This window comes from Clostridium sp. AM54-37XD, assembly GCF_003478225.1.
GTDB classification, from domain to species: Bacteria; Bacillota; Clostridia; order Lachnospirales; family Lachnospiraceae; genus Coprococcus; species Coprococcus ammoniilyticus.
Genome location: NZ_QUEV01000005.1, coordinates 55,298 through 73,696, shown reverse-complemented (window position 1 = coordinate 73,696; position 18,399 = coordinate 55,298). Strand labels below are relative to the sequence as shown.

The following is an 18,399-nucleotide window of genomic DNA, read 5'->3' as shown; positions in this document are numbered from 1 at the left end:
GTCGTATGGATAGAATCAGCATAAAAGGACTGGAAATATTTGCCAATCACGGAGTTTTTAAAGAAGAAAATGTGCTTGGACAGAAATTTGTAATTAATATTGATATGTATACATCGACAAGGGCGGCAGGGATCCGGGATGATCTGAAGCTGTCTATTGATTATGGAGCCATCTGTAATCTGGTTGAAAAGACGATGAAAGAGCATACTTATAAGCTGATCGAAGCAGTTGCGGAGAAAGTAGCGGCGAATATCCTTCTGTCATATCCGACGATGTCAGAGGTTGAAGTAGAGGTTGAGAAACCATGGGCACCGGTATTAATGCCGCTTCAGACAGTGTCAGTAAAGATACGAAGGAAGAGACACATTGCTTATCTGGGACTTGGTTCGAATATGGGCGACCGGGAATCCTATCTCGATTTTGCGATTGATGAATTAAATAAAGATGAATATACCAAGGTGACTAAGGTTTCAGATTTCATCGAGACAGAGCCGTATGGTGGCGTGGAACAGGATGATTTTTTAAATGGCTGTATCGAGGTAGAGACACTTCATTCGCCGGATGAACTGTTACATCTGATCAATGCGATCGAGAGGGACGCCGGCAGGGAACGCCTTATCCACTGGGGACCAAGAACTTTGGATATCGATATCCTTTTATATGATGATCTGATCTGTGATGAGGAGAATCTCCATATCCCACATATAGAGATGTGCAAGCGGGAATTTGTATTAGAGCCGTTGTCAAATATAGCAGGCTATAAGAGACATCCGGTCAATGGCAGGACGATCCGGGAGCTTCTTGACGAGCTGGAACGGAACGAAGAATAAACCGGGGAAAATGAGCATGCGCATTTGATCGTATTGGCATAGTTTTAAAGACAACATTAATATTATAGAAAGACTGCAGGCGGAATGTCTTGTATTTGGAGCAGATAAAACAATGGATAAATATAATATGGAAGATTTACGGACAGTAGAAGCACAGATTGCTTCACTTGTAAAGACAAGAGATAAGATCCTGGCAGGTATGGCAGATGAGAATAAGAAGCTTACGAATGACAGCTCGCTTGCTGTTTGCGATGGAATGAAGAATTTTACCTGTGTGAAGAAATTAGAAGTAGACAAGGACACTGTTGTCTGTTATCAGGGTGTTCCGGGAGCATACAGCCAACAGGCAATGTTCAGTTTTTTCGGAAAAGAGATTCAGAATATCAATGTGCCGGATTTCGGAGATGTGATTGAGATGGTGAAGAATGGCAAGGCAGACTATGGTGTACTTCCAATCGAGAATTCTTCAGCCGGATTTGTAAACGGAATCTATGATATGGTGGGAAATAATGATGTGACCATCGTCGGCGAAGAAGAGGTTCATGTAGCACATGCATTAATGGGTGTTCCGGGCAGTGACCTTTCCCGGATCAAAACTGTATATTCACACACACAGGGTTTGCTTCAGTGCACGAATTATCTGAGCCGGAAACCGTGGAAGCAGTGCAGTGTTGCAAATACGGCAGTAGCGGCGGTCAAGGTCATTGAAGAAGGAGATAAGACACAGGCAGCGATTGCAAGTGAGCTTGCAGCAGAGCTTTATGGACTTCAGATCCTTGCAAAGGACATTGTGAACAATGACAACAATACGACACGTTTTATAATCTTGTCAAAACAGAAAATCTTTGTAGAAAAGGCTGAAAATATAAGTATCCGCTTTTCCTTGCCGGATGAAAGTGGTACACTTTACAATATATTGAGCCATATAAATCTGAATGGAATTAATATGACAAGCATCGAATCGAGACCGCTTACCGGTAGAAAATGGGAATATGCCTTTTTTGTTACAATGGAGGGCAGTCTGTTAGATTCAAGAACAAGACATGCATTACAGGGAATCTGTGAAGATGCGATGGATTTCCGTCTGATCGGTACATATTAGGGGTGTAAAAAAGAAGTGAGGTGTATGAAAGTATGGCAGGAAAGACATTTGCCGCGATCAATGTAGGTTCTAATGAGATATCAATGAAGATCTGCGAGATCACACCAAGAAAGGGTGCGAGGGAGCTTGATACCGTAAAAACGATTATTGAGCTTGGAAGTGATACCTATAATAAAGGATATATCGAAGAAAATAATTTGAATAAACTGTGTGACACGTTGCTAAAATTCCGGAGAAAGATGAAGGAATATGATGTATCTGATTACAGAGCATACGCATCCAGTGCAGTCAGAGAAGCGGAGAATGCTTCTATGATCATTGAGAGAATTAAGATGTGTACGGATTTTGATGTGCAGATACTCAGTAATTCAGAACAACGTTTTATGAATTATAAAGCATTTGTGGCAACCGGGCTGGATGTGGATGTGGCAACCCATAAGAATAATGCATTGCTTGATATCGGAGCCGGAAGCTTACAGATCTCGATATTTGACAGAAGAAATCTGGTGCAGACGCAGAATCTTCCAATCGGTGCAGTCCGAATCCGTGATTATCTGACCCGGTTCGGTTCCGATACGGTAGATCTTGAAACACTGATGGAAGAGTATGCATCAAATGCGATCATAGAATTTAGAAATCTGTTTTTAAATGATAAAGATATTAAAAGCATTATTGCAATCGGTGATGGTATCAACAACCTGAAAAAAGTTGGTCCGGAGCTTTCGATTGCGAACAGTATATCGAGAGAACAATTCCGCATTCTCTATAAACGGGTAGTTGACATAAAACCGGAAGATCTGGCGGAACGGTATGGTATTCCATATGAGCGTGCCACCCTGATGCTTCCGATGGCGATTATTTATCAGTCATTTCTGGATAATTCCAGGGCAGAGGAGATCCTGACTCCGAATGTGATCTTCTGTGATGGTATTATTGCCGACTATATGGATAAGCAGGGGACCTTCCTGATGGACAAGAATTTTGATCAGGATATTCTTGCATCTGTGAATACAATTGCAAAGAAATATAAAGTAAACCGTGCGCATGTCCAGAATGTATCGGATAATGCACTTGCAATATTTGACAGCATTCGGAAATTACACGGACTTGGTAAACGGGAACGGCTGCAGTTACAGATCGCGGCGATCCTGCATAATTGTGGTAAATTTGTAAATATGAAGGATGTATCCCTGATCTCTTATCATATCGTGATGGCGACAGAGATTCTTGGACTTTCTCATAAAGAGAGAGAGGAGATCGCAAATGCGGTTTATTATAATGGATTTTACCTTCCGTCGGAATTAAGGGCATCCGGGCGGATCGGATCGGCAGATTATATGAAAGTGGCCAAGCTTACCGCTATCCTTCGACTGGCTGATGTGCTTGATAAGAGCTATAAACAGAAGATTACAAATCTTAGGATTTCATTACATGACAATACACTGGTGATCTATACAGATACGCTGGAGGATATTACACTTGAAGCAGGCATGTTTAAAACGAATAATATCTTATTTGAAAAGGTCTATGGTGTAAAAGTAGTATTGAAACAAAGGAGGGGTATATAAATGAGTGATAAGAATTTATTTTACAACCGGGAACTGTCCTGGCTGGAATTTGATAAAAGATGCCTGAGTGAAGCGAAGGATAAGAATATTCCGATATTTGAACGGATCAAGTTCCTAAGTATCACAGCATCCAATCTGGATGAGTTTTTTATGGTGCGTATTGCTTCTTTAAAGGATATGAAGAATGCGGGATATACGAAGAAGGATATTGCAGGAATGACGCCGGAAGAACAGCTTGATGAGCTGATTCCTGCAACGAAGGAATTCATGAAGAATCAGTATCAGACTTATAATCGTTCCCTGGTTCCGTTATTAGAGGCAAATGGACTGAAGATTGTCAGACATTATGAAGATCTGACGCCGGAACAGTCCAGATATGTAGATAAATTATTCGAACGGGATATCTATCCGGTATTAACACCAATGGCAGTGGATTCTTCCAGACCGTTTCCTCTTGTAAGAAATAAATCTTTAAATATTGGTGCGCTGATCTATGATAAGAAGAAAGGCGTTACAGATATCGCGACCGTTCAGGTTCCATCTGTACTTCCAAGAGTGATCATCCTGCCATCCGAGCGACAGGGCATGACAGAGATCATCCTGCTTGAAGAAGTAATTGAGAAGAATCTGGATAAGCTGTTCTTAAGCTATGATATCGTATGTGCGCATCCATATCGTATTATGCGTAATGCGGATTTCTCAATTGATGAGGAAGAGACAGCCGATCTGTTAAAGGAGATCGAGAAGCAGTTAAAGCAGCGCCAGTGGGGCGAGGTTATCCGTTTGGAAGTAGAAGATACGATGGATAAAAAGCTGTTAAAAGAATTAAAGAAGCATCTGGATGTGGTTGATCGTGTCGTATATAAGATCAACGGACCGCTTGACCTTACCTTCCTTATGAAAGTAAATGGTCTGCCGGGCTTTGATCATCTGAAATATGAGAAATATGTTCCGCAGCCGGCATTTTCAAATGGCGACTACAGTAATATATTTGATAAGATCAAGAAGCATGACCGTTTGCTGTTTCATCCATATTATGAGTTCACGCCGGTTGTTGAATTTATTCGTCAGGCAGCAGTCGATCCAAATGTACTTGCAATCAAGCAGACCTTATATCGTGTCAGCGGCAATTCGCCGATCATAGCAGCGTTAGAGCAGGCTGCGGAGAATGGCAAGCAGGTAACTGTTCTGGTTGAGTTAAAGGCAAGATTCGATGAGGAAAACAATATTGCATGGGCGAAAAAGCTCGAGAAAGCCGGCTGTCATGTTATCTATGGTCTGGTCGGACTTAAGACACATTCCAAGATCGCGTTGGTTGTCAGAAGAGAAGAAGATGGTATCAAGCGCTATGTACATCTTGGTACCGGTAACTATAACGATCAGACAGCAAAGTTATATACAGATATGGGACTTCTGACCTGTTCGGATCCGATCGGTGAGGATGCGACAGCAGTATTTAATATGCTGTCCGGATATTCAGAACCAGGAAAATGGAACAAACTGGCAGTTGCACCTATCTGGTTAAAGGATAAATTTCTGATGCTCATTAACCGTGAAGCGGAAAATGCCAGACAGGGCAAGAAGGCACGGATCATTGCCAAGATGAATTCGCTTTGTGATCCGAAGGTGATGGAAGCCTTATATGATGCATCGGCTGCCGGTGTTAAGATCGACCTGATCGTCCGTGGCATCTGCTGTATCAAAGCAGGTGTGCCGGGACTCAGTGAGAACATATCGGTTCGTTCAATCGTTGGTAATTTTCTGGAACATTCCAGAATCTTCTATTTCTATAATGATGGATTTGAAGATATCTATATGGGCAGTGCAGACTGGATGCCGAGAAACCTTGACAAGCGTGTCGAGATCACCTTCCCGGTAGAAGATCCTGATCTGAAGAAACGAATCAAGGACATCTTAAAGATCCAGCTTGCTGATACTTTAAAGGCGCACATCATGCAGCCGGATGGCAGTTACGAGAAGCAGGACCTTCGCGGTAAGGTAAAACTGGATTCCCAGATGTACTTCGCGGAAGAAGCCCGTAAGCGTTCTGCAAAACCGGAGGATGCAGATGCGGCAATCTCTCATGACCGGGTATTTATCCCGATCGAAGCGGAAGAGAGCGAGCATTAAAAAGTTGCTAAATATAACGAAAAAAAGTTGCTGGATACAGTAAAAAAATTCTTGACATTTGCACATGTATGTGCTAACCTATAGAAGCTGTTTAGCAGAGACAGACAAGAAAGCAGAGTATCCACTCTCACCTTAGCACGAAGAATAGTGACTCGGGTTCATATCTAAGTAGATTATAATATGTACTTATATATAATAGTGGATGGTTTGCGCTGTCCACTATTTTTTATGCAATGGAGGTAAAAAGTCATTAGCGAATTAATGATTAACGAACAGATTAGAGACAGAGAAGTGCGCGTGATCGGCGAGGATGGTCAGGTGATCGGAATTATGTCCTCCAGAGATGCACTGAAGCTTGCAAAGGAAGCAGAGCTTGATCTGGTTAAGATCGCTCCACAGGCAAAACCACCTGTATGCAAGATTATTGATTATGGTAAGTACCGTTATGAGCTTGCTCGTAAGGAGAAAGAAGCCAGAAAGAAACAGAAGACAATGGAGATCAAGGAAGTTCGTTTATCTCCAAACATTGATACTAACGACTTGAATACAAAAGTAAATCAGGCAAGAAAGTTCCTGACACATGGCGATAAAGTAAAGGTTACGCTTCGATTCAGAGGTAGAGAGCTTGCCCATGTAGAACAGACAAAGGGCATTCTTGATGAATTTGCTGAGAAGCTTTCAGACATCGCAGTCATTGATAAGCCTGCCAAGTTTGAAGGAAGAAGTATGATAATGTTTTTAACTGAAAAACGTTAATTTACAATATGACATATATTAAGGAGGAAATACACACATGGCTAAATTAAAGACAAAAAGAGCAGCAGCTAAGCGTTTCAAGAAAACAGCTAACGGCGGCCTTAAGAGAAGCAAGGCTTACAAGAGTCATATCTTAACAAAGAAGACAACTAAGAGAAAGAGAAATCTTAGAAAGTTAACAATGACGGATTCAACAAATGAAAAGGTAATGAAGAAGATTTTACCTTATATCTAATAAATCAGGAGGAACTAGAGAATGGCAAGAGTAAAAGGCGGCGTTGGCGCTAAGAAAAAACATAACAGAACACTTAAGCTGGCTAAGGGTTACAGAGGAGCCAGATCAAAGCAGTATAGAGTAGCAAAGCAGTCAGTTATGAGAGCTTTAACAAGTTCATATGCTGGCAGAAAGCAGAGAAAGAGAGAATTCAGACAGTTATGGATCGCTCGTATTAATGCTGCTGCAAGAATGAATGATATTTCATACAGCAAATTAATGCACGGCTTAAAGCTTGCAGGTGTAGACATCAACAGAAAGATGCTTTCAGAGATGGCTATCAGTGATCCGGAAGGATTTGCTAAGCTTGTTGCTGTTGCAAAGGAAAAGCTTGCTTAATTTAAGATAAGCAGAAAAAACAGATCATGATGATTTTCGGAAGAAGATGGTTATGGTCTGTTTTTGCGTTATCGGAACGTTTGCCCGGCCAAGTGATCCGTTATTTTAAAGATCATAAATAAAAGGCGGACATTGACATAATTGCCTTTACAGAGTTGTCCTGTTCATACTATAATAGAACTGTACATTGAGCTAATTTATGGGACATGGAGGGTGACATATTATGTTTGTAGAACGAGTAACAAGAGAGCAGATGAAGATGTTCTTGGAGACATTTGCATGCTGCAGCGAACAGAAGAATCTTGTAATGAGATTAAATTACGCAGGAAAAGAGCCATATCTGGATGTAACCAGATACAGTAACGGAATGATGTACACAGACTCTTACTATGATTTTGACAGTACATATTGCAGTAACCTGTGGAACAAATTCCTTTATACACAGTTTACACATGAGTACTACAGTGCATTTAAGGCACATCTGTTAGAAGACGTAGAAAAGAAGCTTACCAATATGATAAAAATCTGAGAAAGTAAAATCCCTGATACAAGTATATTAACAACAAAACACTTACAGGTATATACCATTTATTCCGCAGAACACTTTCGTTCTATTTCAAACGTAGCGGTACTAAACTCTTCATCTTGCGATGAATCGTTAAGAACCGACGTTCGTAACTGAGACCTTAGCGAGGCTCGCCGAGGTTAGTTCGAAGTTATACAGAGTAAAAAGGTCTGCTTCATAAAGATATATACATGTAAGTGTTTTATTATAATTATATAAATACTTTGTATCAGGGATTTTGTGCATAAAAAAAGAAAACCTCAAAGGTTTTCTAAAAAATAAAGATGCGGGAGATGGGACTTGAACCCACACGCCGTTTCCAGCACTAGATCCTTAGTCTAGCCTGTCTGCCAATTCCAGCACTCCCGCATGTCTTATTCCGTACGGCTTACCGCCGACGCAAGTAAGATAATACCACTGTGCTATATAAATGTCAACAAGTTTTTTTACTTTTTTTTGAAAAAATCCAATGCACGCATTATGATAGAGATTTTCATCATAAAATGGACACATTTACATGATAAACTTATAACGAAGTATGTATGTAAAACGAAAAGATGCAAATATGATACATTTGTATTTTATACTGGCATAAGATCAGGACATTTGTCAGAAAATGATATGTAACAGAAATAATACAGGAATCCTTAAGATTGTTTAATAAAATAAGGATTGCTTGATTATGCCAGACAGAGAGAGTAAAATTACAATGATTTAATTTGGAAAATATAGCATTTTCAGATACACATAAAAATAAAACAGCGCAAGCAAGGAGGCAACGATGCGGAAACGAATCAAAAAGGGTGTGGCATGTGTATTATGTGCCAGCATGGTAGCTGCCCTTCTGGGTGGATGCAGCAGCAAAAATGCAGAAAGCAGCAAACCTTCTATTCATATTGAATCATATACAAAGGTGGGATATGATACGGTGACCGTTCAGTCAGGAGATATTTCACCAATCTTGAATTTAAAACTTTCCCCGGATGAATTTGAAACGAAAAATTATAAAGTTTCACAGGACGATTACGAAGTAGAAAAGGTTAATGTATCAAAGGGAGATCGGGTGAAAGCCGGAGATATCATGGTTCAGTTTAAGGCAGATGATATTCAGGATACGATCAAGCAATATACAGAGCAGAAGGCAGAGAATGAACTGCTGATTGAACATTATCAGAAACTGATGCAGATTGATGGATCAGAGGATTATTCTGATGATATTGCAAGTCTGAAAGAGGATATCCAGATCGCAGATACATATATTAAAGAACAGAACGAGAAGATGAAGGAGTATTGTCTGATTGCAGAAAAGGATGGAACTGTAACCTATGTCAATGAGTGGTTGGGATATGGATATGCAAGTTCATCCGATAATCTGGTGACCGTAGCATCCGGATCCTCTAATTATACAGCAACGACAGATGATGATTATGAATTTAAAAAAGGGGATGTCTATCAGGCAGATTATGAAGTGGCATCCTACGATATGAAGGTTATTGATGTCAGTCAGTATGAAGATAAGGCAACCGGTAAGCAGATGCAGAAAATCTTATTTGAGCCGGTAGACAGTATGGCAGGAATTTCAGAAGAAGATGTGCTGACCATGACGATCCATAAGCCGGTGATCAGCAATGTTGTCTATGTCGATGAAAAAGCGATCAATGAGAAGTCAGAAGATAATTATTATGTATTCACGATCAATGATGATGGCTTCCGGACAGCAGTTGATGTAACAATTGGTGAAACGGTAGACGGATATACGATTATTAAGTCTGGATTGAAGGCTGGAGAGCAGGTGACGGTAAATTGATAAAGAAGAGAATAATGATCAATAAAAAATCGTATGCAGTCAGAATGACAGCAATCGCTGTGGCAATGATGCTTGGTTTAACAGGCTGTGGAAAAAAAGAAGAAAAAGCACCGGAGCTGTTAGAACCGGTTACAACGAATGAGGCGTACCGTCCGGTCGAAAAGAGCGATGTTGGTAAGAAGATTATCAAGAATGGTGCGATTGTACCAACGGATTATTGTTATTTCTTTAAAACCTCAGCGACACTCTCAAAGGTTTATGTCAATGTAGGTGATTATGTTAAAAAGGGCACGGTTCTTGCAGAGGCAGATAGCGATGATACGACTTCAGGAATTGAAGACCTGAAAGCCTCTCTTTCCAGTGAGCAGCAGACCCATAATGTAAACGAAAAGATATACGAACAGAAACAGAAGGAACTGGATTATAAGATTAAAGCATGTAATGAGGCTGGAGATTCTGCCGGTGCGAAAGAAAACCAGAGCACAAAAGCAGTCAATGCCGAGAATAACCGGTATGATAACATGTTGTACAATTATAAGGTCAAGAAGCTCCAGCGGCAGATTGACGAGAAGGAATCTCTGGAAACCGATAACAAGCTCGTAGCAGAACAGGATGGCTATGTTACATATGCCAAGAGCCTGACGGATACAGATTCATCAGATGAAGGCGGCGGATCAATCTCCAGTGGTGAGAATGTTGTTATTATATCTGATTACAACACACCGTATATTGAGATCACCGGTGAGCAGATTACAAGAGATGGATATGCAAATTTTAATACCATGTACACGATGATCGATGGCAAACGGTATGAGCTGGAAGAATACAAATATTCCAATCAGGAGATCGCAGCAGCACAGAGTGCATCCAAGCTGCCATATGTCCGTTTTAAACTGAAGGATGTGGATAACAGCAAGATCTTAAAGACAGGAACACTGACACCGTTGTATTTCAGTACATCAACTGCTGCAAATGTTCTTGTAGTCGGAAATGATTCCTTATACGAAGAAGGAGATAAGTATTTTGTATATGTGAAGACAGACAGCAGTGATAAGGAAAAGCGTGAGATCAAGATCGGTGCACAGGATGATAACTACACGGAAGTAAAGAGCGGCCTTTCAGAGGGAGATCTGGTTTATTATGATTCTGATTCAACGATTCCAAGTGACTATACAACATATGAGATCAAGCTGGGAACCTTTAAGACAACAGGAACCAGCAAATCCTATAAGATGGTAGATACCAATCAGATAACCTATAAAGCTCCTGTAGAAGGCTATTTTACACAGCTTGATCTGGCGGAAGGTCAGGAAGTGAAAAAAGGCGATCTGTTGTATATTGTTGACAGTGGTGGTGGTAGCGCAGAGCTGCTGGAGTTAAACTCCCAGATATCAGATGCAAAGAGTGATTATGATTCGACAGTAGCGGGCTATGAAGAGCAGATCAAGGATCTGAGAGCCGAGATTGAAGATTACCGTTCCGGCAGGAAGAAACAGCAGGTGGCAACACCGGGAGATGCTGATCCGGCAGATGATACAACGGATACTACAACAGATGACGGGGATGAAGAAGACGGTGATTACGATATCCCGGATCCAGATGATAATAATGGCAATACATTATACATGGTTGAGCAGCTTACCTGCCAGATTGAGATTGCAAAATACAATGAAGAGCTGGCAAAGATCAATTATAATACGACTGTGAATCCATTGATCGCAAAGCGTGATAAGCTGAACAAAAATAATGATGGAAAAGGTAATATCAGCGTATATGCAGAAAGCGACGGCGTTGTACAGAGTGTATATGCCAGTCAGGGAAAACAGATCAAAGAGGGTGACAAGGTTGTCAGCATAGGAAGCAATGAATCCAAGATGATGTCCTTATCCCTGACAGATAACGGTGGAAGCTCCAGACGTAACGGATATAGCGGAAGTGACGATACCGGAAGTGATAACAGCAATGCAACACTTCTGGTCAATCAGGAGGTTACTTTAATTGATCAGAAGGATGACAGCAAGAAGCTGACCGGAAGATGTATCGGAGCAACAGCGGATTCCAAGAAGGCTTATGTAACAACGATCGATGGTCAGGTATATATAACAAGCAGCGCCGGATCCGAAGATACCAGATATTATATACAGGTGGATGATAAGAGCTTCTATGATTCACCAAAGGGATATTTTGTAAGCTTTGCAAAAATGTCACTGGAAAATGTAGTAACAGTTCCAATGAATATTATTTATACAGAGACGGATAAGACATCCGGTAAATCCTATGAATATGTGTGGAAGCTTTCAAAGGATGAGATTGTAAAACAGTATGTAACAACAAGCACAGATACAAAGTCGTCAAATGCATGTGTACTTACCGGATTGTCAGAAGGAGATGTGATTCTGAAAGAATCCGGTTCTTCCGGCAGTGGTGACAATACAAAGAAAAAAGCCGATAGCAGCTCAGAAGAATAGAAGGGAGAAGAGGAATGTTTAAATTCTTAAGAAATAAATTACTGAATAAAAAGTGGCTGAATGCCTGCCTTCTTCTTGGTATTGTGCTTCTGGTTGCTGTAGCATCCTGTAATCCGATGTTCAAAAACGGTGCAATGGATATGACGCTGGCATCCAAGTTTGATTCAGCAATAGAAGATAACAACACATATTCAGCCGTGGTCGGAAGACAGGGCTCCTGCTCAACAGACAATTTCCCGGATTCTGCATCCGTACTTGACCGTATCAATGCATATGAAAAGAAGTGGATGAGTTACATTGACGTACCGGTATTAAGCAGACAGAACAGATTGTTTATAGAAGGTACTTATGCAATGACCGGGCTCGGTTCCAGGAGATTTTTCAGTGTAAACTATATGCAGGATATGAGCGAACATATCAATATTACGTTTGGAGAGGGACTTGATACCGGGAAACCGGTTGAAGGTACTTATCCGGTGATTATCAATCAGCAGAATGCGGATACATATGATCTGGTTGTAGGTGAAACCGTATCAATTGATAAATTGGTAGACAAGGATGGAAAGCCGGTTACATTTACGGTTGTCGGAATCTTTGAACCAAAGGATACCACTGATATTTACTGGAAAGAGACACCGGTAGATTTTGATAAGATGATATTTACAGATCAGGCATCCTTTGATGAAACCGTTGCAAATTATGGTGTTTTGACAATATATTATGCAACATATAATATGCTGGATTATGCATATATCGATCATACAAATGCATCAGATATCCGTTATTATCTGAGTGCATTTTCAAAAGCAGATGGTAACTTTATTCAGAATTTCAGCAGCATACTTGCTGATTATCAGGACGATGCAACATCGATCATGATCATTATCTGGGTACTGGAGCTTCCAATCCTGGTATTGCTTCTGGCATTTATCTATATGGTATCCAGTCAGATCCTGGAAATGGAGGACGGTGAGATTGCGATGCTAAAGAGTCGTGGTACCAGTACGAAACAGATTCTTGGCATCTATTTTGGAGAATCTGCGATCCTTTCTTTGATCGCGATCGTTATTGGTATTCCGGTCGGATATCTGTTGTGTAAATTATGTGCAAGTGCAACCTCCTTCCTGAAATTCAGCTTTGGTGATACACACTTTTATAAACTGACATGGGGAATGTTATTATACAGTCTAATTGCTGCAGTTATCGCAATCCTGTTTATAACACTTCCGGTATTGAAATACGCGAAGAATTCGATAGTAGAGCAGAAGAGTAAACTTGGAAAGGTGAATACAAAGCCAATCTGGGAGAAGGCATTTCTGGATGTGATCCTGGTGGCAGTTTCCATTTACCTTCTGTACAACTACAATAAACAGAAGAGTGATATTGCATTAAGCATTCTGGCTGGAAACAAACCGGATCCATTGATCTTTTTGAATTCCTCCCTGTTTATATTTGCAGTTGGGCTGCTGATCCTGCGACTGATCAAATATCTGATCAAGTTCATTTATTTCATTGGTAAGAAGAGATGGTCACCTGCGGTATATGCTTCCTTCCTTCAGATCACCAGAACAGTGAAGAAGCAGGGCTTTATCTCTGTATTTCTGGTTATGACGATCGCCATGGGTATGTTTAATTCCAATATGGCAAGAACGATCAATGAGAACAATCAGGAGCGTATCGAATATAATCTTGGAACAGATATCGTTCTGAGTGAACAGTGGAAGATGGGTGCGTATCTGGATAAAGATAAGAAGAGTCACTGGTACTATGAAGAACCGGATTTTGAACGGTATACAGAGAATCTTTCCAATTCATGCAAACATCTGACCCGTGTGATCTATGATGACAATACAACGATCAAGGTTGGAGGTTCTGAACTTCCGGACTCTGTTCTGATGGGAATTAATACAAAGGAATTTGGTGAGACAGCCGAATTAAAGTCAGGTTTGAATGATGAACACTGGTATAATTACCTGAACAGTATTGCAACTGTTTCCAATGGTGTTATCATTTCATCAAATCTGGCAAAGAAATATGATCTGTCTGTTGGTGACAGCATTACATATGCAAGATACAGCCCGATGAAGACAAAGGAGCCGGTTGAGATCGCATCACCGTCCGGAACAATCTGTGCAATTGTAGATGCATGGCCTGGATTTAACCAGTACACATATGAGAAGGACAACAGTGGAAAAGTTGTTGAGAAGGAACGTTATCTGGTTGTTGCTAATTACGCATATGTTGTCAGTGCATTTGGTCTTACTCCATATCAGATATGGGGACAGCTTGCAGATGGACATGATTATCAGGAGGTCCTGGATACGGTTGAAAAGCAGGGTATTTTATTAAAGAGTTATCAGAGTGTAGATCAGGAAGTACAGAACATGCTGGAATCTCCGCTTGTACTGATCACAAATGGGTTATTCTCACTGAGCTTCCTGGTAGCAGTTATCCTCTGTACAGTAGGATTCCTCATCTACTGGATCACATCGATCAAGCAACGGGAGCTTCTGTTTGGTATCTACCGTGCGATGGGTATGAGCATGAAGGAGATTAACAAGATGCTGATCAACGAGCAGATGTTCAGTTCCGTTCTTGCCAGTCTGGCAGGATATGGAGTTGGAGCGGCGGCTACTGCGTTGTTTGTAAAGCTGGTAGCGATCGTATATCTGCCGGAGTCGCATAACATAGCGATCAGCATAGCGGTCAACCCATTTGATATATTGAAACTGACGATCGTAGTTGTGGTAATGTTTATTATCTGCTTCATTGTTCTCCGGACAATCTTAAAGAAGATGAACATCACACAGGCATTAAAACTGGGGGAGGACTAAACAATGAATATGATTACTGCAAGAGGAATAAAGCGGTGTTTTACAGTTGGAAATGGCGAACCATTTTATGCTCTTAAAGGAATAGATCTGGATATCCCGGAAGGAAAGCTTGCGATCCTGAAGGGAAGATCCGGTTCCGGTAAAACAACCCTTTTAAATATTTTAAGTGCGCTGGATGAAGCAACGGAGGGGCAGGTGATCATAGAGGATCACGACCTGTCGGAGATGGCTGTACCGGAAAGAGAAAAACTCAGACGGTACGATATCGGATTTGTATTCCAGTCGGTAGCGTTGATTCCGATCATGAATGCATATGAGAATGTAGATTTTGGTTTAAGACTTGCGGAATATGAAGGAAACCGGGATTCCCGTATCCGCGAGGTTCTGGAGATGGTTGGACTTAGTTCCAGAATGTTCCATATGCCGAACCAGATGTCCGGTGGTGAGCAGCAGAGGGTAGCGATTGCAAGAGCGGTTGCCCATAAGCCAAGGGTAATCTTTGCAGATGAGCCGACAGGAGCTTTGGATACAGCATCCGGACTGAATGTTATGAAGCTGTTCAAGGATCTGGTGGCAAAAGAAGGAATCACGATCGTTATGACGACACATGATCCAAACCTGATGGAACTCGGAGACGTAGTATTTGAGATAGAGGATGGTGAGATCATTGGCAAAGCATAGTGGATTTTTTAAGAAAAAAGATAAAAATACGATTCCGGAAACTGATATGCAGGAAAATGTTGCACAGATGATGGAAGAACCAATGGATCAGGATCCTGTTCAGGAAGACGCCGATATCGCAGATACAGACATGAACGATATCGGTGTGCAGGAGACTGCAGTGGATGCTGGGAACGCTGTTGATGAAGCAGATATAGCAGATGATGATACAGAAACATCAGAAGATTTGGACGATACAGACAGAAACAGTCAGGCTGCGGAAGAATATGAAGAAACCGGCAATATCATTGACTGCGACAGTCTGGTTAAGATCTATAAAACAGATGAAGTTGAAGTAATGGCACTTCAGGGGCTGGAGCTTACGATCAAAAAGGGTGAGCTGATGGCAGTTATCGGTAAATCCGGTAGTGGTAAGTCAACGCTTCTGAATATGATCGGTGGACTGGAACGTCCGACAGCAGGAAAATTATATGTAGATGGAAAAGACCTTTTTGCAATGACAGACAAAGAACTGGTAGAATATCGGAAACATACCGTTGGCTTTGTATGGCAGAAGAATTCCAGAAACCTGCTTCCGTATATGACAGCTCTGGAAAATGTCCAGGTGCCGATGTATTTTGATAAAGACAATAAGGAAGACCGGGAAGCCAGAGCCTATGATCTTTTGTGCAAGGTTGGTTTAAAGGAAAAGGTAAATTCCTATCCGGCACAGATGTCCGGTGGTGAGCAGCAGAGAGTTGCAATTGCGATCGCACTTGCTAACAATCCAAAAATCCTGCTGGCAGATGAGCCGACCGGTGCAGTCGATTCCAAAACCTCAGATATGATCCAGGATCTGTTCCGGAAACTGAATGAGGAAATGGGTATTACAGTTATCATCGTAACGCATGATATCAGTCTTGCAAATAAGGTTGGACGTGTGGTTATGATCGCAGATGGTAAGATCAGTACAGAAAAGATCATGAAAGAGGATTACAGAAAACGGATCAATGACATGGAAAGCGAGAGCTTTAATGGAACCGATTCCCATGAAGAATATTCCATTATGGATAAGGCACACCGTGTACAGATCAGTGATGATATTCTGGAGGCTGCCGGAATTGATACAAACAAGGTAAAGATTCAGGTAGTGGATGGCAAGGTTGTTATTTCAAAAGAATAAATATCAGTTCAGAAAACGGCTCTGGATGCATATGCATTCAGGGCCGTTCGCAATATTTTCACATTTTCTTTCTTGCTTTTTCTTGCTATCGTGCGTTGGTTCGATTATAATAACTTTGTTTAGCTGATTTGGAATTTCGAGGAGGAAACCATGAAGAAGAGAAAATTAACAAAAATGTCGGCAGTGTTACTGGCAACAGCATTGTCTGCAGCAACTGTTTTTTCAGGATGTAATAAGAAGGTTGATTACGATATGGGTGATGGAACGCAGAAAGAAGGAAGTGCAGGAGAAGGCGGCGAATTATCGTCCCGTCTCGGTGTTCCGGAGTCTTATGAGGGCAAGCTGGATACCGGTGATTCCGGTATCAAAGAGATTACCATTAAAGATGATGATATCATAACACCAGATTCCGACAGTATGTCTATTGTGTCTTATAAGAAGAATTCCTTTGATAATGCATACAGGCAGAAGGTCTGTGAGGCAATCTTTGATAAGTCAAAGGGTATCTATGTATATGACTTTGAGCACCAGACCAAGAGTGATCTGCAGACTCAGATTGATTCATATCAGACGATGTTAGCCGATGCGAAGGAAGCTGGAGATACAGATACAGAGGATTATTGTAAGGAATACATATCCTATCTGGAAAATGAAATGGCAACGGCAACGGATGAGAGAGAAGGAGCCGGTGATTACAGTGCATCGGATTATATCGGACAGATTGGCGATAATCAGTTCATGCTCTCATTTTCAGAGGGAACAGAAGGGTTAAATGCAAGCTTTGATCTTTCTTATTATCCATCCGAAGGCATGATCAATTACAGACCATATGAGGGTGCATCCTTTGTATATGCTTATGACGCAAAGTATGGAGAAGAGGGGATTGATGACAGCATTGTAAATACTTGTACATTTTCTGAAGATGAAGCCGTATCACTGGCACAGGAATTTCTTGCCGGATGTGGAATTGATGATGTGATCGTTACAGATAAATCTCCGTTATTATGGGAGTATTATGACAGCTCTTATAATGTGATTGCAACAGAGTATGAAGGCTATATCGTAAACTTTGGACGTTCTGTCAATGGAACTGCTCCATACAGTGCGGATCTGTCTATGGTTGACACTCTTTCAAGCGATGAGGATGATACCTGGTATGATGCTCCAACAGAGACGTTCTCCATTCAGATCGACTCCAATGGCGTGATCAACGCAAGCTGTTATCCATTGTTAGTTTCAACCGGTGAGGATCAAAAAAATGTAGATCTTTTGAGCTGGAAGGAGCTTTTAAAGGAACTGGATAAGAATGTTGCACAGTATTATACAGATAATAAGACTTCCTACAGCGATATTGAATTTAACGATGTCAGATTAACATATTACTGTATTAAGGATGATTCTCAGGATGATGTATATAATTATGTTCCTGTATGGATATTTGCACAGGCAGACGAAAATGATGGAACATATGATTTTGACTATCCGGTACAGGCACTTATGGTAAATGCAACCGATGGAACAATCTACAATCTGAAAGATGTTCTGGAGGCCGGTTCGATCCCATACAGTGATTATTACGATGATCAGGGTGATATGATCGATGGATACGAATATGATGACAGTGATATGGAGAGTATAGATTCAGATGGCAGTGATGACGGATCCGGTGATTCATCAGATGGCAGTGATGACGGATCCGATGATTCATCAGATGAGATAGAGGATGGATCCGATGAAGGGATCATTGACGACGAAGGTCTGTTAGAGGATGATGTTGTAGAATAATACAATCCTACAGGAAAATAAGGTGTCATACGACGCCAGACTATAAAGATGCAGGACGAGTGATATTTTTTATCATTTGCCCTGCGTTTTTTATTGGT

Annotated in this window: 14 protein-coding genes, 1 tRNA gene and 1 other annotated feature; of the genes, 14 read left to right on the top strand and 1 reads right to left on the bottom strand. The window is 41.1% G+C overall.

Features of this window, described 5'->3' with window-relative positions; all coding sequences use genetic code 11:
• The first annotated feature begins 5 nt into the window (after positions 1-5).
• The 8 genes from folK (at position 6) to DXA07_RS06010 (ending at position 7,528) form a co-directional block, all read left to right on the top strand.
• Positions 6-830, top strand: coding sequence for a 2-amino-4-hydroxy-6-hydroxymethyldihydropteridine diphosphokinase (gene folK, locus DXA07_RS06045; protein ID WP_117823518.1), 825 nt, complete (start codon positions 6-8; stop codon positions 828-830).
• 112 nt (positions 831-942) lie between these two features.
• Complete coding sequence (locus tag DXA07_RS06040; RefSeq protein ID WP_226801090.1) at positions 943-1,932, top strand: prephenate dehydratase; 990 nt, start codon at positions 943-945, stop codon at positions 1,930-1,932.
• A gap of 32 nt (positions 1,933-1,964) precedes the next feature.
• Positions 1,965-3,500 carry an HD domain-containing protein gene (locus tag DXA07_RS06035; RefSeq protein ID WP_117823520.1) on the top strand — a complete coding sequence of 512 codons (1,536 nt, stop codon included), beginning with the start codon at positions 1,965-1,967 and terminating at the stop codon, positions 3,498-3,500.
• Complete coding sequence (locus DXA07_RS06030; protein WP_117823522.1) at positions 3,501-5,630, top strand: RNA degradosome polyphosphate kinase; 2,130 nt, start codon at positions 3,501-3,503, stop codon at positions 5,628-5,630. It begins immediately after the preceding gene.
• A 104-nt stretch (positions 5,631-5,734) separates the two neighbouring features.
• Positions 5,735-5,864 (top strand) — a sequence feature (ribosomal protein L20 leader region).
• A 27-nt stretch (positions 5,865-5,891) separates the two neighbouring features.
• The gene (gene infC / locus DXA07_RS06025) at positions 5,892-6,386 is read left to right on the top strand and encodes a translation initiation factor IF-3 (protein ID WP_008401517.1); all 495 of its coding nucleotides are present in this window, start codon (positions 5,892-5,894) and stop codon (positions 6,384-6,386) included.
• Between the two features lie 37 nt (positions 6,387-6,423).
• Positions 6,424-6,621 (top strand): 50S ribosomal protein L35, encoded by a 198-nt coding sequence (gene rpmI, locus DXA07_RS06020; RefSeq protein WP_008401518.1) that lies wholly within the window; start codon positions 6,424-6,426, stop codon positions 6,619-6,621.
• 21 nt (positions 6,622-6,642) lie between these two features.
• Complete coding sequence (rplT, locus tag DXA07_RS06015) at positions 6,643-6,999, top strand: 50S ribosomal protein L20 (protein ID WP_008401519.1); 357 nt, start codon at positions 6,643-6,645, stop codon at positions 6,997-6,999.
• Between the two features lie 223 nt (positions 7,000-7,222).
• Positions 7,223-7,528: a hypothetical protein gene (locus DXA07_RS06010; protein WP_008401521.1), complete on the top strand. Its 306-nt coding sequence runs from the start codon at positions 7,223-7,225 to the stop codon at positions 7,526-7,528.
• A gap of 321 nt (positions 7,529-7,849) precedes the next feature.
• Here DXA07_RS06010 and DXA07_RS06005 read toward each other — a convergent pair.
• Positions 7,850-7,933, bottom strand: a tRNA-Leu gene (locus tag DXA07_RS06005).
• Between the two features lie 412 nt (positions 7,934-8,345).
• Here DXA07_RS06005 and DXA07_RS06000 point away from each other — a divergent pair.
• The 6 genes from DXA07_RS06000 to DXA07_RS05975 all read left to right on the top strand — a co-directional run bounded on the left by DXA07_RS06000 (position 8,346) and on the right by DXA07_RS05975 (position 18,301).
• Positions 8,346-9,371: a biotin/lipoyl-binding protein gene (locus DXA07_RS06000; RefSeq protein WP_118483847.1), complete on the top strand. Its 1,026-nt coding sequence runs from the start codon at positions 8,346-8,348 to the stop codon at positions 9,369-9,371.
• Entirely contained in the window at positions 9,368-11,839 is a 2,472-nt protein-coding gene (locus tag DXA07_RS05995) for a biotin/lipoyl-binding protein (protein WP_118483845.1), read from the top strand. Before DXA07_RS06000 ends, DXA07_RS05995 begins: the two co-directional genes overlap by 4 nt.
• 14 nt (positions 11,840-11,853) lie before the next feature.
• Positions 11,854-14,673: an ABC transporter permease gene (locus tag DXA07_RS05990; protein ID WP_117808400.1), complete on the top strand. Its 2,820-nt coding sequence runs from the start codon at positions 11,854-11,856 to the stop codon at positions 14,671-14,673.
• Between the two features lie 3 nt (positions 14,674-14,676).
• A complete protein-coding gene (locus tag DXA07_RS05985; RefSeq protein ID WP_117785052.1) occupies positions 14,677-15,354 on the top strand; it encodes an ABC transporter ATP-binding protein in 678 nt (225 codons plus the stop codon).
• Positions 15,332-16,516: an ABC transporter ATP-binding protein gene (locus DXA07_RS05980; protein WP_347470678.1), complete on the top strand. Its 1,185-nt coding sequence runs from the start codon at positions 15,332-15,334 to the stop codon at positions 16,514-16,516. Before DXA07_RS05985 ends, DXA07_RS05980 begins: the two co-directional genes overlap by 23 nt.
• A gap of 150 nt (positions 16,517-16,666) precedes the next feature.
• Positions 16,667-18,301 carry a DUF6034 family protein gene (locus DXA07_RS05975; RefSeq protein ID WP_117808399.1) on the top strand — a complete coding sequence of 545 codons (1,635 nt, stop codon included), beginning with the start codon at positions 16,667-16,669 and terminating at the stop codon, positions 18,299-18,301.
• The last annotated feature ends 98 nt before the right edge of the window (positions 18,302-18,399 follow it).